This is a genomic window from Streptomyces lavendofoliae, from assembly GCF_014649735.1.
Taxonomy (GTDB): Bacteria; Actinomycetota; Actinomycetes; order Streptomycetales; family Streptomycetaceae; genus Streptomyces; species Streptomyces lavendofoliae.
In genome coordinates, this window is sequence record NZ_BMTP01000012.1 from 177,264 (window position 1) to 198,734 (window position 21,471).

The 21,471-nt window shown below is 73.0% G+C and carries 20 protein-coding genes; 5 read left to right on the forward strand and 15 right to left on the reverse strand.

Annotated elements, in window-relative coordinates:
* Positions 1 to 160: 160 nt before the first annotated feature.
* The 7 genes from cobT to IE109_RS22605 all read right to left on the reverse strand — a co-directional run bounded on the left by cobT (position 161) and on the right by IE109_RS22605 (position 9,819).
* Positions 161 to 3,739, reverse strand: coding sequence for a nicotinate-nucleotide--dimethylbenzimidazole phosphoribosyltransferase (gene cobT, locus IE109_RS22575; RefSeq protein WP_189552838.1), 3,579 nt, complete (start codon positions 3,737 to 3,739; stop codon positions 161 to 163).
* Positions 3,740 to 4,045: 306 nt separating this feature from the next.
* A complete protein-coding gene (cbiE, locus tag IE109_RS22580; protein WP_189552839.1) occupies positions 4,046 to 5,254 on the reverse strand; it encodes a precorrin-6y C5,15-methyltransferase (decarboxylating) subunit CbiE in 1,209 nt (402 codons plus the stop codon).
* Between the two features lie 63 nt (positions 5,255 to 5,317).
* A complete protein-coding gene (locus IE109_RS22585) occupies positions 5,318 to 5,965 on the reverse strand; it encodes a GNAT family N-acetyltransferase (protein WP_229891436.1) in 648 nt (215 codons plus the stop codon).
* Between the two features lie 177 nt (positions 5,966 to 6,142).
* A complete protein-coding gene (locus IE109_RS22590) occupies positions 6,143 to 7,006 on the reverse strand; it encodes a MetQ/NlpA family ABC transporter substrate-binding protein (RefSeq protein WP_189552841.1) in 864 nt (287 codons plus the stop codon).
* A 67-nt stretch (positions 7,007 to 7,073) separates the two neighbouring features.
* Entirely contained in the window at positions 7,074 to 7,745 is a 672-nt protein-coding gene (locus tag IE109_RS22595) for a methionine ABC transporter permease (protein WP_189552842.1), read from the reverse strand.
* Positions 7,742 to 8,839, reverse strand: a complete 1,098-nt coding sequence (locus IE109_RS22600; RefSeq protein ID WP_308431382.1) for a methionine ABC transporter ATP-binding protein — start codon at positions 8,837 to 8,839, stop codon at positions 7,742 to 7,744. Before IE109_RS22600 ends, IE109_RS22595 begins: the two co-directional genes overlap by 4 nt.
* A gap of 332 nt (positions 8,840 to 9,171) precedes the next feature.
* Positions 9,172 to 9,819, reverse strand: a complete 648-nt coding sequence (locus IE109_RS22605; protein WP_189552953.1) for an HAD-IA family hydrolase — start codon at positions 9,817 to 9,819, stop codon at positions 9,172 to 9,174.
* 73 nt (positions 9,820 to 9,892) lie between these two features.
* Between IE109_RS22605 and IE109_RS22610 the strand changes: the two genes are divergently transcribed.
* Both IE109_RS22610 and IE109_RS22615 read left to right on the forward strand, forming a co-directional pair.
* Positions 9,893 to 10,252, forward strand: a complete 360-nt coding sequence (locus tag IE109_RS22610; RefSeq protein WP_189552844.1) for a hypothetical protein — start codon at positions 9,893 to 9,895, stop codon at positions 10,250 to 10,252.
* Position 10,253: 1 nt separating this feature from the next.
* Positions 10,254 to 10,658: a hypothetical protein gene (locus IE109_RS22615; RefSeq protein ID WP_189552845.1), complete on the forward strand. Its 405-nt coding sequence runs from the start codon at positions 10,254 to 10,256 to the stop codon at positions 10,656 to 10,658.
* On the opposite strand, the gene IE109_RS22620 is transcribed toward IE109_RS22615, so the two are convergent.
* The 3 genes from IE109_RS22620 to IE109_RS22630 form a co-directional block, all read right to left on the reverse strand.
* Positions 10,636 to 11,118, reverse strand: a complete 483-nt coding sequence (locus IE109_RS22620; RefSeq protein WP_189552954.1) for a GNAT family N-acetyltransferase — start codon at positions 11,116 to 11,118, stop codon at positions 10,636 to 10,638. The two genes, IE109_RS22615 and IE109_RS22620, sit on opposite strands and share 23 nt — an antisense overlap.
* A 39-nt stretch (positions 11,119 to 11,157) precedes the next feature.
* Positions 11,158 to 11,703, reverse strand: a complete 546-nt coding sequence (locus IE109_RS22625) for a sigma-70 family RNA polymerase sigma factor (protein ID WP_189552846.1) — start codon at positions 11,701 to 11,703, stop codon at positions 11,158 to 11,160.
* Positions 11,704 to 12,058: 355 nt separating this feature from the next.
* Positions 12,059 to 13,216 (reverse strand): glycerophosphodiester phosphodiesterase, encoded by a 1,158-nt coding sequence (locus IE109_RS22630; RefSeq protein WP_189552847.1) that lies wholly within the window; start codon positions 13,214 to 13,216, stop codon positions 12,059 to 12,061.
* Between the two features lie 287 nt (positions 13,217 to 13,503).
* Between IE109_RS22630 and IE109_RS22635 the strand changes: the two genes are divergently transcribed.
* A complete protein-coding gene (locus IE109_RS22635) occupies positions 13,504 to 14,133 on the forward strand; it encodes a lysophospholipid acyltransferase family protein (protein WP_373297758.1) in 630 nt (209 codons plus the stop codon).
* 96 nt (positions 14,134 to 14,229) lie between these two features.
* Here IE109_RS22635 and IE109_RS22640 read toward each other — a convergent pair whose 3' ends face one another.
* From IE109_RS22640 to IE109_RS22655, 4 genes are all read right to left on the reverse strand, one after another.
* Positions 14,230 to 15,774, reverse strand: a complete 1,545-nt coding sequence (locus IE109_RS22640) for an MFS transporter (RefSeq protein ID WP_189552848.1) — start codon at positions 15,772 to 15,774, stop codon at positions 14,230 to 14,232.
* Positions 15,771 to 16,322, reverse strand: a complete 552-nt coding sequence (locus tag IE109_RS22645) for a TetR/AcrR family transcriptional regulator (RefSeq protein ID WP_189552849.1) — start codon at positions 16,320 to 16,322, stop codon at positions 15,771 to 15,773. The genes IE109_RS22640 and IE109_RS22645 overlap by 4 nt, the downstream gene beginning before the upstream one ends.
* A 258-nt stretch (positions 16,323 to 16,580) precedes the next feature.
* Positions 16,581 to 18,008 carry an argininosuccinate lyase gene (gene argH, locus IE109_RS22650; protein ID WP_189552850.1) on the reverse strand — a complete coding sequence of 476 codons (1,428 nt, stop codon included), beginning with the start codon at positions 18,006 to 18,008 and terminating at the stop codon, positions 16,581 to 16,583.
* Positions 18,009 to 18,092: 84 nt separating this feature from the next.
* Entirely contained in the window at positions 18,093 to 19,286 is a 1,194-nt protein-coding gene (locus tag IE109_RS22655) for an argininosuccinate synthase (protein ID WP_189552851.1), read from the reverse strand.
* A 201-nt stretch (positions 19,287 to 19,487) separates the two neighbouring features.
* Between IE109_RS22655 and IE109_RS22660 the strand changes: the two genes are divergently transcribed.
* The gene (locus IE109_RS22660) at positions 19,488 to 20,081 is read left to right on the forward strand and encodes a pyridoxamine 5'-phosphate oxidase family protein (RefSeq protein ID WP_189552852.1); all 594 of its coding nucleotides are present in this window, start codon (positions 19,488 to 19,490) and stop codon (positions 20,079 to 20,081) included.
* 115 nt (positions 20,082 to 20,196) lie between these two features.
* Positions 20,197 to 20,922: a L,D-transpeptidase family protein gene (locus IE109_RS22665; protein ID WP_189552853.1), complete on the forward strand. Its 726-nt coding sequence runs from the start codon at positions 20,197 to 20,199 to the stop codon at positions 20,920 to 20,922.
* A gap of 13 nt (positions 20,923 to 20,935) precedes the next feature.
* On the opposite strand, the gene IE109_RS22670 is transcribed toward IE109_RS22665, so the two are convergent.
* A complete protein-coding gene (locus IE109_RS22670) occupies positions 20,936 to 21,466 on the reverse strand; it encodes an arginine repressor (RefSeq protein WP_189552854.1) in 531 nt (176 codons plus the stop codon).
* Positions 21,467 to 21,471: the final 5 nt, after the last annotated feature.

Below are 21,471 nucleotides of genomic sequence, written 5' to 3' on the forward strand. Positions count from 1 at the left end.
CGATACGGTGCGCCCCGCCGGGCGGGCCGGGGCGGTGCCTGGGGGCGCTGACGGACGGGGTCGTCGGACGGGCGTACGGGGCGGGGCGCGTGTCGCCGGCGGGAGGCGGCGTACGGGGGGTGGGGCGCGGGCCCCACCCCCGTCCGCGTGCTCGGGCCGCCTACTTCTCGGTGACGCCCGCCGAGTCGAACGTCGCCACCTCGTGCATCGCGCGGGCCGCGCTCTGGATCACCGGCAGGGCCAGCAGCGCGCCGGTCCCCTCGCCCAGGCGGAGGTCGAGGTCCACCAGGGGGCGCAGGCCCAGCTTGTTGAGCGCCGCCATGTGGCCCGGCTCCGCGCTGCGGTGACCGGCGATGCAGGCCGCCAGCGCCTCGGGGGCGATGGCCCGGGCCACGAGGGCCGCGGCGCCCGCGCTCACGCCGTCGAGGACGACCGGTGTGCGCAGGGAGGCGCCGCCCAGGATGAAGCCGACGAGCGCCGCGTGCTCCAGGCCGCCGACCGCGGCGAGGACGCCGATGGGGTCGGCCGGGTCCGGCTGGTGCAGCTCCAGTCCGCGGCGGACGACGTCGACCTTGCGGGCGTGCATCTCGTCGTTGATGCCCGTGCCCCGGCCGGTGACCTCCGCCGGATCGACGTCCGTGTACACGGAGATCAGCGCGGCGGACACGGTGGTGTTGGCGATGCCCATCTCACCGGTCAGCAGGCCCTTGTTGCCGGCCGCGACCAGGTCCCGGGCCGTCTCGATGCCGACCTCGACGGCCGCGAGGACGTCCTCACGGCTGAGGGCGGGGCCGGCGGTGAAGTCGGCGGTGCCGGGGCGCACCTTGCGCGGCAGGAGGCCGGGGGTGGCCGGCAGGTCGCCGGCGACGCCCACGTCGATGACGCAGACCTCGGCGCCCACCTGGTTGGCGAACGCGTTGCAGACCGCGCCGCCGCCCAGGAAGTTGGCGACCATCTGGGCGGTCACCTCCTGGGGCCAGGCGGTGACGCCCTGGGCGTGCACCCCGTGGTCGCCCGCGAAGATCGCGACGGCCGCGGGCTCGGGGATGGGCGGCGGGCACATCCGGGACAGGCCGGAGAGCTGCGCGGAGATGATCTCCAGCATGCCGAGCGCGCCGGCGGGCTTGGTCATGCGCTTCTGCCGCTCCCACGCCTCGCCGAGCGCCTTGGCGTCGAGCGGACGGATGTTGGAGACGGTCTCCTGGAGGAGGTCGTGCGGCTCCTCGCCGGGGAGGGCGCGGCGCCCGTACGTCTCCTCGTGGACGACCCACGACAGCGGGCGGCGCTTGGACCAGCCCGCCTGCATCAGCTCCGGCTCCTCCGGGAACTCGTCGACGTACCCCACGCAGAGGTACGCGACGACTTCCAGGTGCTCGGGCAGGCCGAGGGCGCGGACCATCTCCCGCTCGTCGAAGAAGCTGACCCAGCCGACGCCGAGCCCTTCGGCCCGCGCGGCGAGCCACAGGTTCTCGACGGCCAGGGCGGAGGAGTACGGCGCCATCTGCGGCTGCGTGTGGCGGCCCAGGGTGTGCCGGCCGCCCCGGGTGGGGTCGGCGGTGACCACGATGTTGACCGGGGTGTCGAGGATGGCCTCGATCTTCAGTTCCTTGAACTGCTTGGCCCGGCCCTTGGGCAGCGACCTCGCGTACGCCTCCCGCTGGCGCTGGGCGAGCTCGTGCATCGTGCGCCGCGTCTCGGCGGAGCGGATGACGACGAAGTCCCAGGGCTGCGAGTGGCCGACGGAGGGTGCCGTGTGCGCGGCTTCGAGGACCCGGAGGAGGACCTCGTGCGGGATCGGGTCGCTGCGGAAGCCGTTGCGGATGTCCCGGCGCTCGCGCATGACGCGGAGCACGGCCTCGCGCTCGACGTCGTCGTAACCGGGGGCCGGGGGGCTCTGGTCGGCGGGCTCCGGGGCGACGGCTTCTGCGGCGTCGGCCGGGATGTCAGCGACGGCGGGGGCCTCGGTGCCGGCGGGGGCGTCGCTGTCGGCGGGGGCGTCCGCGACCTCCGGGACGCCCGGAGTCGGCGTGGCCTCCGGCACGGGGGTGGCGTCCGCGACGGCCGGGACGGGAGTGGCCTCCGGGGCGACCGGGACGGTGGCGGGGGCCTCCGGCTCGATCGCCTCGGGCGCGTCCTGCGCGGCCTGCTCGACCTCCTGCGGCGCGGGCTGCTCGGGCGCGGGTCCGGCGGCCACCGGCTGCTCGGTGGCCACCGGCTGCTCGGCCGGCGCGGGCTGCTCGGCGGTGACCGGCTGCTCGGCGGTGACCGGCTGCTCGGGCGCCGTGACCTCGGACGCGGGCTGCTCGGCGGCCACCGGCTGCTCGGGCTCGGCGGGCACCGGCTGCTCGGCGGCCGGCTCGTGGGCGACCGCCTCCGCGGGCACCGGCTGAGCGGGCGCCGCGACCGGAACCACGGGCTCGGCGACCGGCTGCTCGACGGGCACCGGCTGCTCGGCCCCGGTCGCCGCTGCCACCGGCTCGGCGGGCGCGGGGGCGGGGGCGGGCTCCGGGGCGACCGGCTCGGCGGGGGCCTCGGCCTGCTCGGGCAGCGCCGCCTCGGGTACGGCCGCCTCGGCCGCCGGTACCGGCTGTGGCGCCGGGACCTGCTCCGTCACGGCCGGTGCTCCGCCGTCGCGGGGCGCCGGAACGGTCACGACGGCGTCCTGCGGCGACCCGGCCGCCTCCGGGGCGGGCTCGGGTGCCGGCTCGACGGCGGCCTCCTGGGCGGCGGACGGCACCGGGGCGAGGTGCGGCGCGGCCGGGACGGAGCCCTCGACCGGGACGAACTGCCCGGCCGGCGCGGGCGCCTGGGCAGGAACGACCGTTTCTGCTGCCACGGGAAGCGGCGTCTGCGGCACCTGCGGCTGCGAGGACCACGGCTCCGCGCTCTGCGGCGGCAGTTCGCCGAGCTGGGGGCCGGGCAGCGCGGAGGCGGGCTCGTCGCGCGGCACGTCGAAGTACTCCAGGCCGCCGGAGGTCGCAGGTCCCGGGTTGGCCGGCCCGCGATCGGCGAGCGAGCGGACGACTCCGCCCGAGGTGTCGGGGACCGGCGGGCCCATGTGGAGCGGGCGCCGCGCGGGCGCCGGGGCCGGGGGCTGGGCCTGGGCGGGCTCGGGAGCGGCGGCGTGGACCGCCTCGGGCATCCGTACGCCGGACAGGTCCACCGAGCCGGAGTCACGACCACCGGCCTCGTGCGCACCGGCCTCGTGGATCACCGGCGCGTGGCCGACCTGCTCGGGCGCGACCTGCTCGGGCGTGCCGACGGCGGCGTCCTGAACGGCGGTCCCGTGCGCCGCGACCTCGTGCGCCGCGACTTCGTACACTCCGGCACCCTGCCCAGCGGCGTCATGCGCCCCGTGCGGGGCGGACTCGTAGGAGACCGGCTCGTGGGCCGCCGGTTCGTAGACGGGAGCGGCCGGCTCGTGCGCCATCGGCGCGGAGGGGTCGTACCCGGCCTGCTGGAGCTGCTGGGCCTGCTGCTCGGCGATCACGGCCGCGCCCACCGGGTCCACCGCCGGCGGCACGCTCGGGGTCATCGCCATGGGCGCCGGGGCGGCGCCGGCGGGCGGCTCGCCCCAGGCACCCTGCGACCCCGGCATCAACAGCAGGTCGTCGTCATCGGCGGTGTTCTCGGAGGGGTCCAGGAAGGTGTACGCGCCCGGAGCGGGGATGCCCGGCTGCTCCACCATGCCTGCGTTCTCCGGCTGCCCCTCGCCCGGGACCTGGCCGGTGTCAGTCATGCGTACCCCTCGCCCATCGGTTGTGCTCCTTCAGACCGTCGCCCGCCAACAAGAACGAGCATGCGCGCCGCGCGGCACGAACGGCGCGCGGACATCACGTATTGTCGCGGCCTTCGGCCGCCGGGGCAGCGGGATCCGCCGCCCTCGGCTGTGGACTGCGCCACGTTGCGCAACCCCCCGGTGACGCCGTACCGCAACAGGGGACCGAACAAGTCTCCCTTTTCCGGACATTGACGAATTAATCGTCGAACACCCGGCCGCCGTACAACGATCGGCCAGCCTACCTGCCGTCCCGTAGTGACATGGTCACGGGGATGGCGCCGGCCTGTGCCCGGACAGCAGGAAGACCACCTGGCGGTCGCGTTCGGTCCAGGCCCCCGGGTCGAGGTCGACGGACTGGAGAAGGGCGCACTCGACCGCGTACCCGCCGTCGGCCAGGACCGCGCCGATGGCCTCGGCTTCGTCACGGGTGGTCGCGTGCGCGACGATCCGCTCGGGGCGGCGGTCCACACAGGCGGTGACGACGGCCGCTCCCCCGCCGCCCACGCGGACGACGTCGGGTTCGGGCAGCCGCTCCAGCACGTGCGGGGCGCGTCCCGCCACCGTCTGGAGCTGGACGCCGAAGTGACGGGCGGCGGCCTCGGTGCGGGCGCAGGCGGCCGGGTCCTCGTCGACCGCGATCACGGCCGCTCCGAAGCGGGCGGCCTCCACGGCCAGCGGTCCGGCGCCGCAGCCGATGTCCCACACGAGGTCGCCGGTACGCGGGCCGAGGCGGGCGAGCTGGGCGGCCCGCAGGCCGGCCGACTCGCCGACGCGCAGGTCGTCGCCGTACACGTGCGCGGGCAGTCCCCAGCCCCGCACCGCTCCGGGCTCCTGGCCCATCAGCCACCCGCCGCCCTGCGAGGCGGTCGCGGCGCCGCCGATCACGATGACGACGTTGGGGTCGCGCCAGGAGTGGTCGGCGGCCTTGTCGGAGGTCAGCACGGTCACCTGCTCGCGCTCGGTGCCGAGTTCCTCGCAGATGACGAAGGTGCGGTGGACGCCGTCGAGGAGGAGGGCGAGTTCGGCGGGCCCGGCGCCCGGGGAGGTGAGGACGGCGACCTTGGGGTGGGCCCGGCAGACGTTGACGGCGCGGCGCAGCGTACGGCTGTGGGCGACGACGATCCGGGCGTCGTCCCACGGCATGCCGGCGCGGGCGAAGGCGGCGGCGACGGAGGAGACGGCGGGCACCACTTCGACCTCCAGGCCGTACCGGGGTGCGCGCAGGGTGCGGACGACGCCGAAGAAACCGGGGTCGCCGTCGGCGAGGACCACGGCGGTGCCGCGGTGGCCGGCGATGCGGCGGGCGGCGAGGTCGACGCTGCCGAGCCGGACGCGTTCGGCGGTGGGCGGGACTTCCGGGAGGGCCAGGTGGTGGCCGGCTCCGGCCACCAGGGTGGCGGCCGTCAGGGCGGACCTGGCGGCGGCGGTGAGGGGCGAGCCGTCCCAGCCGATCACCGTGACCCGGTCGGCCATCTTCGTCCGTCTCCTGGGGTGTTGGTGGGGAGTCGAGTGGAGTGCTGGTGAGCGTACCGGGTCTCAGTTCCAGTCGGTGAACGAGGAGTAGCCGGCGTCGGCGAGCTGGTCGGCGGCGCCTTCCAGGTCCTCGGGGAGCAGGCTCCAGACGATCAGGTCGGTCCTGATGTCGGTCCAGCCGCCGTCCTCCGTGCGGGTGCGCGCTATCCAGGCGTTGCGCAGGACGCCCTCGCTGATGCAGCCGATCTTCTGGGCGACCTGCTGGGAGGCGGTGTTGTCGGCGGCGGTGCGCAGTTCCAGGCGTTCGAAGCGCTGGTCGCGGAAGAGCCACTGGGCGACGGCGAGGACGGACTCGGTGGCGTACCCCTCGCCACGTGCCCAGGGGGCCGTGACGTAGGCGATCTCGGTGGCGCGGATGCGCCAGTCGGTGTGCTGGAGGTGGACGGTGCCGACGAGGCGCTGGGTGAGGAACTCGGTGACGGCGAGGACGACGCCGCGGCCCTCGTCGCGCTCCGCGGGAGCGATCGTGCGCACCCACTCCTCGGCGTGGGCCGTGGTGTAGGGGTGGGGTACGGAGGTCCAGGCGACGACCATCTCGTCGTTCATCATCTCGATGTGGGCGGGGATGTCCGCGTCCTCGTAGGGCCGCAGCACCAACCGTTCCGTGCTGATGGAGATGTCCGGAAAGGTGGTAGTCATGCGCAGCTCCATGCCGGGGACCGTCCGTAAAGGCCGTGAACGCACAGCATGCAGCATGCAGCCGGTGGTGCGCATGGGCGGGTCGGTACGGATTCGTCGATACGGATACGTCGACTCGTCGATGCGTCGACACGGCCGGGCCCCGCGCACCGGACGGGTGCGCGGGGCCGGGACGCCGTAAGGGCGGGGCTACTTGACCGCGCCGAAGGCGGGGACGATGGAGCCGTCCTTGTAGGTGTCCTCGATGTACTTCTTCACCTCGGGCGAGTTGAGGAGTTCGGCGAGCTTGCGCACGCGCGCGTCCTTCTCGTCGCCCTCCTTGACGGCGAGGAAGTTGGCGTACGGGTTGCCCTCGCCCTTCTCCAGCGCCAGGGCGTCCTTGGTGGGGCTGAGCTTGGCCTCGATGGCGTAGTTGCCGTTGATGACGGCGGCGTCGACGTCGTTCAGGGCGCGGGGCACGGTGGCGGCCTCCAGCTCCTTGAACTCCAGGCCCTTCCTGTCCTTGATGTCGGACAGCTTGCCGTTGGCGCCGACGCCGTCCTTGAGGGTGATGACGCCGTTGTCGGCGAGCAGCTTGAGCGCGCGGCCGCCGTTGGTGGTGTCGTTGGGGACGGCGACGGTCCGGCCGGGCTTGAGGTCCTTGAGGGACTTCAGCTTCTTGGAGTAGAAGCCGAGGGGCTCCAGGTGGACGTTGACGACCGGGACGATGTGCGTGCCGTTCTTCTTGTTGAAGTCGTCCAGGTACGGCTTGTGCTGGAAGTAGTTGGCGTCGACCTGGCCGCTCTCGGTGGCGGTGTTGGGCAGGACGTAGTCCGTGAACTCCTTCACCTCCAGCTTGAGGCCGGCCTTCTCGGCGAGGTTGTCCTTGACGTAGGTCAGGATGTCGGCGTGCGGCGTCGGGGACGCGGCGACGACGAGCGGCGAGGAGGCGTCGGCCTTGCCGGAGCCGTCCTTGGAGGCGGACGGGTCGGAGGCCGTGCCGCAGGCGGTGAGGCCGAGGGCGAGGGCGGTGATGGTGGCGAAGGCGCCGGTGAGCTTGATGTTCTTACGCACGAAAAGTGCCTCTTTCTGGTGGTGCGGACGACGCCCGGACAAGGAGTGCGGGCTGTGGGGAAAGACGTCAGGAAGCGGTACGGCCCCGGCGGGCGAGGAGGCGTACGGCCAGGTCTCCGAGGAGCTGGATGATCGTGACGATGACGATCAGCAGCACCACGGTGACGAGCATGAAGCCGGTCTCGAACCGCTGGTAGCCGTAGGTGATGACCTTGGAGCCGAGGCCCTCGCCGCCGACCGCGCCGGCCAGTGCCGAGTAGCTGATCAAGGTGATCACGGTGGTCGTGAGCGCGGCGATCAGCGACGGGAGGGCCTGCGGGAGCAGCACCTTCCCCACGATCGTCGGGATGCCGCCGCCCATGGACTGCACGGCCTCGACCAGTCCGTGGTCGACCTCGCGGATCGCCGTCTCGACGAGGCGGGCGAAGAACGGGATGGCTCCGATGGACAGGGGCACGATCATCGCGGTGGGGCCGATGAAGGTGCCGACCACGAGCGTGGTGACGGGGATCAGGGCGACCAGCAGGATGATGAACGGCAGCGAGCGGCCGATGTTCACGATCGCCCCGAGGACCTTGTTCACCGGCCGGTTCTGCAGCAGGCCGCCCTTGTCGGTCAGGACGAGCAGGACGCCCAGCGGGAGACCGCCGATGACGGTGACGACGGTCGACCACAGCACCATGTAGAGCGTGTCGACGGTGCCCTGCTCCAGCAGGGGCCGCATCTCTTCCCAGGTCACTTCGTGATCTCCTTGGCCAGGCCCTGCGCGGGCACGTGCGCCTCCGCGCGGACGACCTCCACCTGGAGGCCGTGTTCGCGCAGGAAGCCGACGGGGACGACGTTCTCCTCGTAGCGGCCGGGCAGTTCGATGCGCATGCGGCCGATCTGCCTGCCGCCGACGGTGTCCATGGCGGCGCCCAGGATCGAGATGTCGATGTTGTACGTACGGGAGAGCTGGGAGATCACCGGCTGGGTGGCGGCCTCGCCGTGGAAGGTCACGTCGACGACCGTGCGGTCGGCGCCGGATGCCTCGCCGGTCACCGGGAACAGCTCGTGGGCGAGCTCGGAGCCGGGGGTGGCGAGCAGTTCGGCGACGGTGCCGGACTCGATGACGCGGCCCTTCCTCATCAGGGCGGCGGAGTCGCAGATCTGCTTGACGACGTCCATCTCGTGCGTGATGAGCAGGACGGTCAGGCCGAGCTGCCGGTTGAGGTCGCGCAGCAGCTGGAGGATGGAGCGGGTGGTCTCGGGGTCCAGGGCGCTGGTGGCCTCGTCGGAGAGGAGCACCTTGGGCTTGCCGGCCAGGGCCCGGGCGATGCCCACGCGCTGCTTCTGGCCGCCGGAGAGCTGGCCGGGGTACGCCTTGGCCTTGTCGGCGAGGCCGACGAGGTCGAGGAGTTCGAGGGCGCGGCGGGAGCGGTCGGCGCCGGTGACGCCGAGGATCTCCAGCGGCAGCTCGATGTTGTCCTTGACGGTGCGCGAGGACAACAGGTTGAAGTGCTGGAAGACCATACCGATGCGGCTGCGCGCCCGGCGCAGGTCCTTGCCCGCTCGCCGGCCGCGGCCGGCGAGCGCGGTGAGGTCGGTACCGTCGACCGTCACGGTGCCGGAGGTGGGGCGCTCCAGGAGGTTGACGCAGCGGATGAGCGAGGACTTGCCGGCGCCGCTCTGTCCGATGACGCCGAAGACCTCGCCTTCGCGGACATGCAGGTCGACGCCGTCCAGAGCGGTGACCTGGCGGCCTCGCGACTCGTAGACCTTGGTCAGGCCCGTAGTGGTGATCACAGGGGTTTCCGTCACTGTCGAGTGCGCGGCGCGGTGTCCGCCGGGCACGGGGCATTCGTCGTTCCGACGCGCGGCACGGCTGGTTCCGGCCGGTGGGCCGGGGACGGCACGTGCGCGGGGCAGGCGTGTTCCGTCGATCGCGTACGGGACACGGCGTGGCTGTCGGGTCTCGCTTCGGGGCGCGAGGCTCAGGCAGGGGCCCTCAGAAGGCGCACATTCGACACATACAACGAGCACCGGGCGTCGTCATCGCCTCGGTCGCAAGGGTGCGGCTGCTCGTCGTGGTCATGCGGGCCAGTAAACCAGACACCTCCCCGCGGCCCGGACGGGTGTCCGAATAGCGGACTGCCCTCGTGCGGTATACGGACACCGGGCGGCCCTCAGACGGTCAGCCCGATCTCCACTCCCCCCGCCGTGACCTGGGCCGACACCTGGGAAAGGTCGGTGACCACGACATCGGCCACCAGGTCGTCGCGGTGGTGCGTTGTGGCCAAGGCCACGGTCCGCATGCCGGCGGCTCGGCCGGCCGCCAGCCCGGCGGGGGCGTCCTCGAAGACGACGCAGCGCTCCGGGGCGACACCGAGCCTCGCGGCGGCCAGCAGGTAGGGCTCGGGGTCGGGCTTGCCGCGCGTGATGTCGTCGGCGGCGATCACGACGGGCGCGTCGATGCCGGCCTCGCGCAGCCGGGCCTCGGCGAGCGGCCGGGTCGCGGAGGTGACGACGGCCCAGCGGCCCGCGGGCAGGGAGGCCAGCAGCTCCTTGGTGCCGGGCAGCAGCTCCACGCCGCCGGGTACGTCCTCGACCTCCAGCCGCTCGATACGGGCCAGGGCGCCGGGTATCCGGTCGGCGGGCAGCAGCTCGGCGATGATGTCGACGGCGGGACGGCCGTGCAGCTCGACCCGGGCGAAGTCCTCCGCCGCGATGCCGTGCTCATCGGCCCACCGGGTCCAGCACCGCCGGACGGACTCCAGGGAGGAGACGAGGGTTCCGTCGTTGTCGAACAGCAGGGCTTCGGCGTGGATCCTCATGGTCATGGAGCCTACGTTTCCGCCGGCGGGGGCGGTCGCACCGGGTCTTTTGGCCCGTAATAGTCTCGGGCGCATGCTTGACGCCCTGACGGTCGCGGTCTCCGTGACCGCGCTCGCCCTCGCCGCCTGGTGCGGCTTCGCCGCGTACCGCGACCAGCCGACGAAGGACTGGCACTTCATCGGCATGGCGGTGGTGTCGGCGCTGGCCCTCGCGCAGCTCGTGGTCGGTGTCGTCCGGCTGGCGGGGGGCGGCACGGCCGACGAGGGCACGGCGATCTTCCTCGCGTACCTGATCGGCGCGGTGTGCGCGGTCCCTGCGGCGGGCTTCCTGTCGCTGGCGGAGCGCACCCGCTGGGGTTCGGCGACGGTGGCGGCCGGTGCGGTGGTGCTGGCGGTGCTGGAAGTGCGCCTCCACGACATCTGGGCGGCCTGAGATGGCGGGGCGCGGTCTGGCGAAGGGCCCCGGCCTGCTGCTGGTGTGGCTGTACGGGGTGATGTCGGTGGGCGCGGTGTCGCGGTCGGTGCTGCAGATCGCGACCGAGTTCGGCCGGGCGCCGCTGGCGTACGCGCTGTCGGCGCTGGCGGCCGTGGTGTACGTGTTCATCACCTACACGCTGGTGCGGGGCGGCGAGACGGCCCGCAGGGCGGCGCTGGTGTGCTGCGCCGCCGAGCTGGTGGGCGTGCTGACCGTGGGCACCTGGACGCTGGCCGATCCCGGTGCCTTCCCGGACGCCACGGTCTGGTCCGACTACGGCTACGGGTACGTCTTCATCCCGGTGCTGCTTCCGGTGACCGGGATCCTGTGGCTGCGGAAGTCTAGGCGGCCTTCTCCAGCGTGAGGAGCGTCAGGCGCGGGTCCACCTCGCGGGTGGCGACGGTCGCGTAGCCCTTCCTGCGGTAGAGGCGCAGGTTGCCCTCGCTGCGGTGGCCGGTGAAGAGCTGGAAGCGCTTGGCGGCGGGTGACCGGCCGGCGGCGAAGTGCTCCTCGATGGCGTCGAGGAGGCGGCTGCCGAGCCCGTGCCGGCGGAGCCGGGGGTGGACGATGAGCTTGCCGATGGTGGCGGTGCCGGTGTCGTCGAGCTCTCCGCGCACGGAGGCGATGACCTCGTCGCCGAGCCGGGCGACGAGGGCGTGGCCCCGGACCAGTTCGGCCTTCAGGTCGTCGAGCGACTGGGTGAGCGGTTCGATGCCGTAGTCGCCGTACAGCTCGGCCTCGCTCTGGTAGCACAGGTACTGCAGCTTGAGGATCTGTTCGGCGTCCCGCGCGTCCGCCGCTGAGATGGTCACGCTCATGCCCATGTACGCATGCCTCCGGCTCACCTGGTGCACCCTGTGGGTCTACCGCTCCTTTCCCCGATGTTCAGGAACGGCAACCTCTGCCGGGAGCATTCTGCGCAGGCATCCCAGGCAACGGGAACGCATCGGCCCCAAACTGCCTTGTGAGATACCCAACTCTCCTGCGATTTCGCGGTAAGTGGGGTCGCTGGGCGACAGCATCGCAGTCAGCAGGCGCCGGCAGTGGACGGGCGTGCGCGCGATGGCGGTACGCAGGGCCCGGCGGCGTTCGGCGACGAGCGCGGCGCGCTCGGGCTCGGTGTCCGACACGGGGTCCTGGGCGTAGGGCAGTTCCCGCACGGCGGTCCGCCGGGCGCGGCGGGCCTCGGCGCGGACGGCGCGGCGGAGCCAGTCGGCGGGCCGGTGAGGCATGCCGGGGCCGCCGTCGAGTCGTTCCAGGAGCCTGAGCCACACGGCTTGTTCGAGGTCGCCGGGCTCGACGCCGGCGGCAGCGGCTTCGGCCGCGGACTCGGCGGCGAGCAGCGCGGTGAGGGCGTCGACGAGCTCGGCCGGGGTGCCGGGTGCCGGGGTGCGGGGGTGGGGTGTCATGTCGGCCACGACACCGCGGTGCGGCGCGGTGGTTGCCGCCCGGGCGCGAAACCGCCCGTACGGGCGGCGACCGCGCCGGAGCGCTGACGCCCCGCCCGGCGTACCCGGGTGGGCCGGGCCCCGCCCACCACCCTCCCGCAGACGGCGCACCACCGAGGCGAGCCCATACCCGCCGTCCCGCACCCTCCTCCCACCGTCCCGCGCCCCACCCGCCGGCAGGCCCCGCCGGTGCGGCCACCGCGCCGCCGGGCACCGGGACGGGGCGCCGCCCCGGTCCCGTGGTGGCCACCCGTCCCGCCCTGCGGGACGACTGGCCACAACGGTGGGGCGGCCGGCCACGGCGGGGGCGGCGACCTCAGTGGGAGGCGGCGCGGAAGTCCGCCGCGGCCAGCAGACCCGTGTCCGGCTGGTCGGTGAAGATGCCGTCGATGCCGGTCGCGAAGTACGCCTCGTACGCGCCGAACACGTCGCCGTACGCCGCGGGGTCCGTTCCCCGGCGGAACTCGGCCGGCAGGAAGCTGTTCTCGTTGCGCAGTGTGTAGGGGTGCAGGAGCAGCCCCTGGGCGTGGGCGTCGCGCACCAGTGTCGTGGGGGCGCCCAGCGTGCCGTCGGGGCGCCGGGGGACGACGAGGTCCAGCGTCGGGCCGATGCCCTGCGCGTAGGAGGCGATCCACTTCAGGCCCTCGGGCGTGATGAGGTCGGCGACCGTGCGCGGGTCGCCCGACTCGGTGAAGTCCCAGGGGCGGGTCCCGGCGCCGGACAGCAGGACGACGCGCGGCGCCGAGACGAGCGCGGCCATCCGCCGCATACTGCTCGGCTCGAACGACTGGAGAAAGGTCGGCGAACCGGCGCCGTGGCGGCCGTACCGGCGCAGCAGCTTCGCGAGCGGTTCCTCCAGGGGGAGGCCGATCTTCCGGAAGTAGCTGGGGTGCTTGGTCTCGACGTGCAGCCACACCGGGCGGCCCCGGCGCTGGCCCTCCTTCTCGGCCCAGCGCAGCACCTCCTCGAACGTCGGGACGGCCCAGCGCCCGTCGTAGGCGGTGTTCTCCTGGCGGACGCCGGGGATGCGTTCCTTCGCCCGCAGGGTCTTCAGCTCCGCGAGGGTGAAGTCCTCGGTGAACCATCCGGTCAGCGCGGTGCCGTCGACGCTCTTGGTGGTCCGGCGGGAGGCGAACTCCGGGTGGTCGGCGACGTCCGTCGTCCCGGTGATGTCGTTCTCGTGACGGCAGACCAGATGGCCGTCCTTGGTGGGGACGAGGTCCTGCTCGATGACGTCCGCGCCCATGTCGAGGGCGAGCTGGTAGGAGCCGAGGGTGTGCTCGGGGCGGTAGCCGCTGGCGCCGCGGTGCGCGATGACCGTCGGGACGGGCAGGCGCGGGTGGGCGCCCCCCGTGGGCCGGCCGTGCGCCTGGGCGGGGGTGCCGGCCGCGCCCGCGGTGAGGGCGGCCGTACCGAGGACCGCGGCTCCCAGTACGGTCCGCCTGCCGGGACTCGTGTGCGCACCCTGTGTCATGAAAGCTCCTTCGTGGGCGTTCTCCGGCGTGTCGAGCGACAGCCGAGCGGTCGTCGAGCGAGGGCCCGATCGTAGGCAGCGGGGTCTTACGCAGGGGAGACCCCGGACGAACGCCGGGAAAACGCGCGTCAACACGGCGTATCGACTCCGTGAACCCGGTGTGCGCGCGGGTGGGACCCGCGAGTATCGTCCTCACCTGCACATACTGGTCACGTACGTGGTCGGCTACTTCGACGGAGGACTCGTTGTCCCGCTTCGCGCTCATCAAGGCAGTGCTCGGCCCGGTCATGCGCCTGATGTTCCGCCCACAGGTGGAGGGCGCCGAGAACATTCCCGGTGACGGGCCGGTCATCCTGGCGGGCAACCACCTGACGTTCATCGACTCGATCGTTCTGCCGATCGTGTGCGACCGGCAGGTCTGCTTCATCGGCAAGGACGAGTACGTCACGGGCAAGGGGCTCAAGGGCCGGCTCATGGCCTGGTTCTTCACCGGGGTCGGCATGATCCCGGTGGACCGGGACGGCGCCAACGGCGGTGTGGCCGCGCTGATGACGGGCCGCCGGGTGCTGGAGGAGGGCAGGGTCTTCGGCATCTACCCCGAGGGCACCCGCTCCCCCGACGGGCGCCTGTACCGCGGCCGGACCGGGATCGCGCGCCTCACGCTGATGACGGGTGCGCCGGTGGTGCCGTTCGCGATGATCGGCACCGACAAGCTCCAGCCGGGAGGCGCGGGCCTCCCCCGCCCGGGCCGGGTCACGGTCCGCTTCGGCGAGCCGATGGAGTTCTCCCGCTACGAGGGCATGGACCGCGACCGGTACGTGCTGCGGGCGGTGACGGACTCGGTGATGACCGAGGTGATGCGGCTGTCCGGCCAGGAGTACGTGGACATGTACGCCACCAAGGCGAAGGCGGCGTAACGGCGTCGGCACGAGGGGGCGCCCGCCCCCGTACGGCGGAGGGCCGCACCCTGACGTGGGTGCGGCCCTCCGCCACGACCGGGGCGGTGCCCGCGCCTACGGGTGCTCGACGCCCTCTTCGAGCTTCTGGCCCCGGAGCAGGAACCAGGCGGCGACCGCCGTCGCCAGCAGGACCGCCGCGCCGGCGCCCGCCGCGATGCGCAGGCCCTCGACGAAGGCGTCCTGCGCGGCCGTGACCAGCGCCCCGGCCGTCGCGTCCGGCAGGCCGGCGGACGCCTCCACCGCGCCGCCCAGCGATTCGTGCGCCGCGGCGGAGGTGGCCGCGGGGACGCCCCGGGGGCTGACGAAGTCGCTGTACACCCCGGTCACGATGGAGCCGAGGACCGCGATGCCGAGCGCCGCGCCGAGTTCGTACGCCGTCTCGGACACCGCCGACGCCGCGCCCGCCTGTTCGTGCGGCACGCTCGACAGGATCACGTCGGCGGTCACCGTGAACGCGAAGCCCGCGCCGACACCCACGACCAGCAGGGAAGCGCCGAGCATCGGGTAGCCGCTGGACCGGTCGAGCAGGGTCAGCGCGGCGAGCGCGAGGCCCACCGCGGCGAGACCGCCCGAGACCACGGACCGCACCGAGAAGCGCCGGGCGACGTTGCCCGCGATCAGACCGGCCGTCACCGCGCCGACGGCGGCGGGCAGTTCGGCCAGCCCCGCCTCCAGGGGTGAACGTCCCTGCACCAGCTGGAGGAACTGGGAGAGGAAGAAGACGAGCCCGGACAGGCCGAGGATGGTCAGCAGGTCGGCGAGCACCGCCCCGGAGAAGCCCCGGTGGTGGAACAGCCGCATGTCGAGCAGAGGGGCGTCCAGCCGGAGCTGGCGCCGTACGAACCAGGCCAGCGCGGCGGCGCCGATGACCGCGGCGACGGCCATGTCGGTGCGCAGCCCGTGCGCGGCGGCCTCCTTGACCGCGTACACCACGCCGATCATGCCGATCAGCGACAGGGCGACGCTGGGCAGGTCCCACGGGCCGGGCGCGGGGTTCTTCGACTCGGGGATGTACCGCATGCCGACCAGGACGAGGACCACCATCACGGGCAGGTTGATCAGGAAGACCGAGCCCCACCAGAAGTGCTCCAGCAGGAACCCGCCGACGACCGGTCCCACGGCCGCGCCGGCGGACGCCATGGCGCCCCAGATGCCGATGGCGAGACTCCGCTCGCGCGGGTCGTGGAACAGGTTGCGGATGAGGGCCAGCGTGGAGGGCATGAGGGTCGCGCCGGCCACGCCGAGCAGGGCGCGGGCGGCGATCATCATTTCCGGGCTGGTGGCGTACGCGTTGAGGACGGAGACGGCGCCGAAGGCGGTGGCTCCGGTCAGCAGCAGCTTCTTGCGCCCGATGCGGTCGCCGAGGCTGCCCATGGAGACGAGCAGGCCGGCGATGACGAAGGAGTAGACGTCGCCGATCCACAGCAGCTGGGTGCCGGTCGGCTTGAGGTCCTCGCTGAGGAACGGGGTCGCCAGGCCGAGTACGGTGGCGTCGACCGCCACCAGCAGCACGGCCAGGACCAGTACGGCGAGTGCCAGCCACCGGCCCGGGCGGCGCAGGACCTCCGTTTCCTTCGCGAGCTGATCGGTACGGGTCATCTCTCCACGCTCCTGCGTGCTCCACCGAGCAGCAACTCGGCGATCATGTACTGGAAGTCCTTGCCGGCGACCCGCCCGTCCTGCACGGCCCAGGCACAGGTGCCGATGAGGCCGTAGAGCGCCTCGGTGAGCCAGACGGGCGTGAGGTCGATCCGGAACTCGCCCCGCTCCTGGCCGCGCCGGAAGAGCGCGGCGACACGCGCGTCGAGGCGGTCCCAGCCCTCGTTCATCTGGTCGCCCTCGAAGAGCTGGTTCTCCGTGACGAGGAACGCGAGCAGCCCGGCGACCGGCTCCAGCCCGGCGATGAGCCGGCGCAGCGCCTCCTCGGCGGTCCCGTCGTCGAACCGGGCGGTGTCGATGGCCGCCTCGAACTCCTGGATCCCGAGCGCCTCCAGCGCCCTGACCAGCGCGTCCCGCCCGGCGAAGTGCCGGTGCAGGGTGGCGCGGCCGATGCCTGCGGCGCGGGCGACCTCGTCCATGGTGGCGGTCGCCTTGCGGGAGAGAAGGGCGGCGGCGGTGCGCAGCACCTGCTCACGGTCGACTGTCATGAGACAACCATAACCGATGTGAGACATCAATGTCTCATCGGGAACGTTGGTGACTCACCGAATGGGAGCCGATCGACCCGGATACACGAAAAGGCCCCTTCGCGGGGCCTGCAGGAAAGACGCGGTACGACGCGCCCGCGGGGAGCGGGAACGACCGCGCCGCCGCCACCCGCCGCACGTCGGTCCGCGTACCGGGCCGGTCAGGCCACGGGCGGACGTCGACGCGCGCCGGGGGCGGCGGCGCTGTGACGCGGGGGGTCAGCGCTTGGCGCCGGCCCAGGCGTGCTGGATGACCAGGTCGGCCTTGACCTCGGCGAGCTGGGTCGCGACGGCGGAGGGGGCCGTGCCGCCCCGGCCGCTGCGGGAGGCGAGGGCGCCGGGGACGTTCAGCACCGTGCGCACCTCGGGGGTGAGGTGCTCGGAGATCTTGGCGAACTGCTCGTCGGTGAGCTGGTCCAGCTCGATGCCGAGCGCCTCGCACTCCTTGACGCACTCGCCCGCGACCTCGTGCGCCACCCGGAACGGCACGCCCTGCTTGACCAGCCACTCCGCGATGTCGGTCGCGAGCGAGAAGCCGGCCGGGGCGAGCTCCTCCATCCGCTCGCGGTTGACGGTGAGCGTGGCCATCATGCCGGTGAAGGCCGGCAGCAGGACCTCCAGCTGGTCGCAGGAGTCGAAGACCGGCTCCTTGTCCTCCTGGAGGTCGCGGTTGTACGCGAGCGGGAGGGCCTTGAGGGTCGCCATGAGCCCGGTCAGGTTGCCGATGAGCCGCCCGGATTTGCCACGCGCCAGCTCGGCGATGTCCGGGTTCTTCTTCTGCGGCATGATCGACGAGCCGGTGGAGAAGGCGTCGTGCAGGGTGACGAAGGAGAACTCCTTCGTGTTCCAGATGATGACCTCCTCGGCGATCCGGGAGAGGTTCACGCCGATCATCGCGGTGATGAAGGCGAACTCGGCGACGAAGTCGCGCGACGCCGTGCCGTCGATCGAGTTGCCCGCGCTGCCGTTCTCGAAGCCGAGGTCCTTGGCGACCGCCTCCGGGTCGAGCCCCAGCGACGAGCCGGCGAGGGCGCCGGAGCCGTACGGGGAGACCGCCGTCCGCTTGTCCCACTGCCGCAGCCGCTCCGCGTCCCGGGACAGCGACTGCACATGGGCCAGCACGTGGTGCGCGAAGAGCACCGGCTGGGCGTGCTGGAGGTGCGTACGCCCCGGCATGGCGACGTCCGGGTGCGCCTCGGCCAGCCCCACGAGGGCGTCCTGGAGCTCGGCGAGGAGGCCGCCGATGATCCGGGCGTGGTCGCGCAGGTACATCCGGAACAGCGTGGCGACCTGGTCGTTGCGGGACCGGCCCGCGCGCAGCTTGCCGCCGAGGTCCGGCCCGAGGCGCTCCAGCAGGCCGCGCTCCAGGGCGGTGTGGACGTCCTCGTCGGCGATGGTGCCGGTGAAGGAGCCGTCGGCGACGTCCGCCTCCAGCCGGTCGAGCCCCTCCAGCATGCGCGTCAGCTCGTCGGCGGTGAGCAGCCCGGCCTTGTGCAGCACGCGCGCGTGGGCGCGGGAGCCGGCGATGTCGTACGGCGCGAGGCGCCAGTCGAAGTGCACGGACGCCGACAGCCTGGCCAGCGCCTCGGCGGGACCGTCGGCGAACCGTCCGCCCCAGAGCCGGACGTCACCGTTGTTGCTGCTCACTGCTTCAAGCTCCTCAAGGCTGTGGGAAGGACGCCGCCTCCCCGCCCACGGGGAACGGGGAGGCGGCTGTCGAACGAGTCCGTGTCAGGTCAGGTCACGCTTCGCGGCGATCTTCGACGACAGGGCGAAGATGTCGATGAAACCCTGCGCCTTGGACTGGTCGAAGGTGTCGCCCGAGTCGTACGTCGCCAGGTTGAAGTCGTAGAGGGACTCCTCGGACCTCCGGCCGGTGACGACGGCGCGCCCGCCGTGCAGGGTCATCCGGACGTCGCCGGAGACGTGCTGGTTGGCCTCGTTGATGAAGCCGTCCAGCGCCCGCTTGAGCGGCGAGAACCACAGGCCGTCGTAGACCAGCTCGCCCCAGCGCTGCTCGACCTGCCGCTTGTAGCGGGCCAGCTCGCGCTCGACGGTGACGTTCTCCAGCTCCTGGTGGGCGGTGATCAGGGCGATGGCGCCGGGGGCCTCGTAGACCTCGCGGGACTTGATGCCGACCAGCCGGTCCTCGACCATGTCGATCCGGCCGATGCCCTGGGCTCCGGCCCGCTCGTTGAGCTGCTGGATGGCCTGGAGGACGGTGACGGGCTTGCCGTCGACGGCGACCGGGACGCCCTCCTTGAAGGTGATGACGACCTCGTCGGCCTCGCGGGGGGTGGCCGGGTTCGAGGTGTACTCGTAGATGTCCTCGATCGGCGCGTTCCAGATGTCCTCGAGGAACCCGGTCTCGACGGCACGCCCGAAGACGTTCTGGTCGATGGAGTACGGGGACTTCTTGGTGGTCGCGATCGGCAGTTCGGCCTTCTCCGCGAAGGCGATGGCCTTGTCGCGGGTCATGGCGTAGTCCCGGACCGGGGCGATGCACTTCAGGTCGGGGCCGAGGGCCTGGATGCCGGCCTCGAAGCGGACCTGGTCGTTGCCCTTGCCGGTGCAGCCGTGGGCGACGACCGAGGCGTCGTGCTTCTTGGCGGCGGCGACCAGGTGCTTGACGATCGCGGGCCGGGAGAGCGCCGAGACCAGCGGGTAGCGGTCCATGTACAGCGCGTTGGCCTTGATCGCCGGGAGGCAGTACTCGTCGGCGAATTCATCCTTGGCGTCCGCGACCTCGGCCTCGACCGCACCGCAGGCGAGCGCGCGCTTGCGGATGACGTCCAGGTCCTCGCCGCCCTGGCCGACGTCCACGGCGACGGCGATGACCTCGGCACCCGTCTCCTCGGCGATCCAGCCGATGGCGACGGAGGTGTCCAGTCCGCCCGAGTAGGCGAGTACGACGCGCTCGGTCACGGGTTTCTCCTTACGGTGCATTCACTGACAGGTATAACTATGCAGACCGCCGTATGTTTTGTCAACGCGCTCCCGAGGGGTCCCCGGGCCCTCCCGCCGCGCCGGCGCGGTGCCCGGGGCGGCGGTGCGCCACCGTCCGCGTCACGCGCGCCAACACCCGTGCCGCCGGGGCGGGTCGGGGACGGTGGCGATAATGCGCCCATGGGAAAGAGATACGCACGCATCGACGGCCGGATACGCGACTTCATCGAGGAACAGCCGGTCTTCTTCACCGCGACCGCCCCCCTGACGGGTGACGGGCACGTCAACGTCTCACCGAAGGGGCGCAAGGGCACCCTGGTCGTCATCGACGAGCTGACGCTGGCCTACCTGGACTTCGGCGGCAGCAGCGCCGAGACGGTGGCGCACCTCCGCGAGGAGGGCAACGGCAGGATCACGCTGATGTGGTGCGCCTTCTCGGGCCCGCCCAAGGTGCTGCGGGTGCACGGCACGGGTGAGGCGATCTTCCGGGACGATCCGCGCTGGGCGGAGTACATCCCGTACTTCAAGGACGCCGACGGTCCGGCCGCCCGCGCCGTCGTGGTCGTCCACGCCCGGCGGATCAGTGACGCGTGCGGCTTCGCGGTGCCCTTCATGGACTACCGCGAGGAGCGGACGCAGCACGCCGAGCACTTCGGCCGCAAGACGGACGAGGAGTTCGCCGCGTACTGCGAGAAGAAGGACCACCTCGGGGTGAGCCTGGACGGCCTGCCGGCCCTCCCCCTGCCGCTCCCCCCACGCCCGGACGCCGCCTAGCCCCCCGGCCCGGGTGGGCGGGCGGTACGGCGTGGGCGAGGGGCACCGGGCGCGCCGCGCCCCGTTCGGGTGCGCGCCGGCGGCGGCGGGCGGAGTGCGCGCGTACGGTCCGGGCATGCGCATCGGTCCCGTTCCCGCGTCCGCCCTCGCGTCGCTCCTCGCCGCCGTGTGCGCGCTCGCCCCGCCGCCGGCCGCCGCCGCGCCCGGGGACGCGCGACCGCTGCCGGCGCGGATGGCCGACACCGGCGGCGGCACCCAGCTGATCACCGCCGAGGCAGCCGGCACCCGGTCCACCACCGGGACGGTGACCTGGTGGGACCGGCGCGGCGGGCGGTGGGTGCGGGTGGGTTCGGCGGCGGCGCGGTTCGGCGCGAACGGCCTGGTGGAGGGGGACCGGCGGCTCCAGGGCACGTCGACCACACCGGCGGGCCTGTTCCCGCTGCCGTACGCCTTCGGCATCGACGCCCCGCCGCCGGGCACGGACGTCCCGTACCGCCGCGTGACGCGGGACTCCTGGTGGTGCCAGGACAACCGCTCGCGCGCCTACAACCGCTGGGTGGAGGGCCTGCCCCGTGACTGCCGGGCCGCCGAGGCCGAGCACCTGGTCGACTACGGGCGGCTGTACGCGCACGCCCTGGTGACCGGCTTCAACTACGACCGCCCGGTGCGGGGGCGCGGCGCGGGCATCTTCCTGCACGTCGCGGGGCGCGGCCCGACGGCGGGGTGCGTCGCCGTCCCCGCCCGCGCGATGCGACGGATCCTGGCGTGGGCGGACCCGGCGCGGCGGCCGCACCTCGCCATCGGTACGGCGACGGGGCCGACCGCCCTCACCCGGTACTGACCCGGTTCCGCGCCTACGTCTGCGCCAGCCGCAGCAGGTGGTCCGCCAGCGCCTGGCCGCCCGCCGGGTCGCGGGAGATGAGCAGCAGCGTGTCGTCACCCGCGATGGTGCCGAGGATGGCGTGCAGCTCGGCCTGGTCGATGGCCGACGCGAGGAACTGGGCGGCGCCCGGCGGCGTCCGGAGGACCACCAGGTTGGCGGATGCCTCGGCGGAGATCAGCAGCTCGCCCGAGAGGCGCCGCATCCGCTCCTCCTTGGCCGACTCGCCGAGCGGGGCCTGCGGGGTGCGGAAACCGCCCTCGCTGGGCACCGCGTAGATCAGTTCGCCGCCGGTGTTGCGGATCTTCACCGCGCCCAGCTCGTCGAGGTCCCGGGAGAGCGTCGCCTGGGTGACGCTCAGCCCGTCGTCGGCGAGCAGCTTCGCCAGCTGGCTCTGGGAGCGCACCGGCTGCCGGTTGAGGATGTCCACGATCCGGCGGTGGCGTGCGGTGCGGGTCTGCGGAACGGACGGCCCGCCGTGCTCGAGGTCCTGCGCGTCGGTCATCGTCG

Coding starts and splice junctions, on each gene's coding strand:
- IE109_RS22625 (WP_189552846.1), bottom strand. CDS start 11,703: ATGACACCCCACCCCCGCACCCCGGCACCCGGCACCCCGGCCGAGCTC.
- cobT (WP_189552838.1), bottom strand. CDS start 3,739: ATGACTGACACCGGCCAGGTCCCGGGCGAGGGGCAGCCGGAGAACGCA.
- IE109_RS22585 (WP_229891436.1), bottom strand. CDS start 5,965: ATGGAGCTGCGCATGACTACCACCTTTCCGGACATCTCCATCAGCACG.
- IE109_RS22670 (WP_189552854.1), bottom strand. CDS start 21,466: ATGACCGACGCGCAGGACCTCGAGCACGGCGGGCCGTCCGTTCCGCAG.
- IE109_RS22610 (WP_189552844.1), top strand. CDS start 9,893: ATGCTTGACGCCCTGACGGTCGCGGTCTCCGTGACCGCGCTCGCCCTC.
- IE109_RS22665 (WP_189552853.1), top strand. CDS start 20,197: ATGCGCATCGGTCCCGTTCCCGCGTCCGCCCTCGCGTCGCTCCTCGCC.
- IE109_RS22660 (WP_189552852.1), top strand. CDS start 19,488: ATGGGAAAGAGATACGCACGCATCGACGGCCGGATACGCGACTTCATC.
- IE109_RS22620 (WP_189552954.1), bottom strand. CDS start 11,118: ATGGGCATGAGCGTGACCATCTCAGCGGCGGACGCGCGGGACGCCGAA.
- IE109_RS22645 (WP_189552849.1), bottom strand. CDS start 16,322: ATGACAGTCGACCGTGAGCAGGTGCTGCGCACCGCCGCCGCCCTTCTC.
- IE109_RS22605 (WP_189552953.1), bottom strand. CDS start 9,819: ATGAGGATCCACGCCGAAGCCCTGCTGTTCGACAACGACGGAACCCTC.
- IE109_RS22630 (WP_189552847.1), bottom strand. CDS start 13,216: ATGACACAGGGTGCGCACACGAGTCCCGGCAGGCGGACCGTACTGGGA.
- IE109_RS22640 (WP_189552848.1), bottom strand. CDS start 15,774: ATGACCCGTACCGATCAGCTCGCGAAGGAAACGGAGGTCCTGCGCCGC.
- IE109_RS22615 (WP_189552845.1), top strand. CDS start 10,254: ATGGCGGGGCGCGGTCTGGCGAAGGGCCCCGGCCTGCTGCTGGTGTGG.
- IE109_RS22635 (WP_373297758.1), top strand. CDS start 13,504: ATGCGCCTGATGTTCCGCCCACAGGTGGAGGGCGCCGAGAACATTCCC.
- cbiE (WP_189552839.1), bottom strand. CDS start 5,254: ATGGCCGACCGGGTCACGGTGATCGGCTGGGACGGCTCGCCCCTCACC.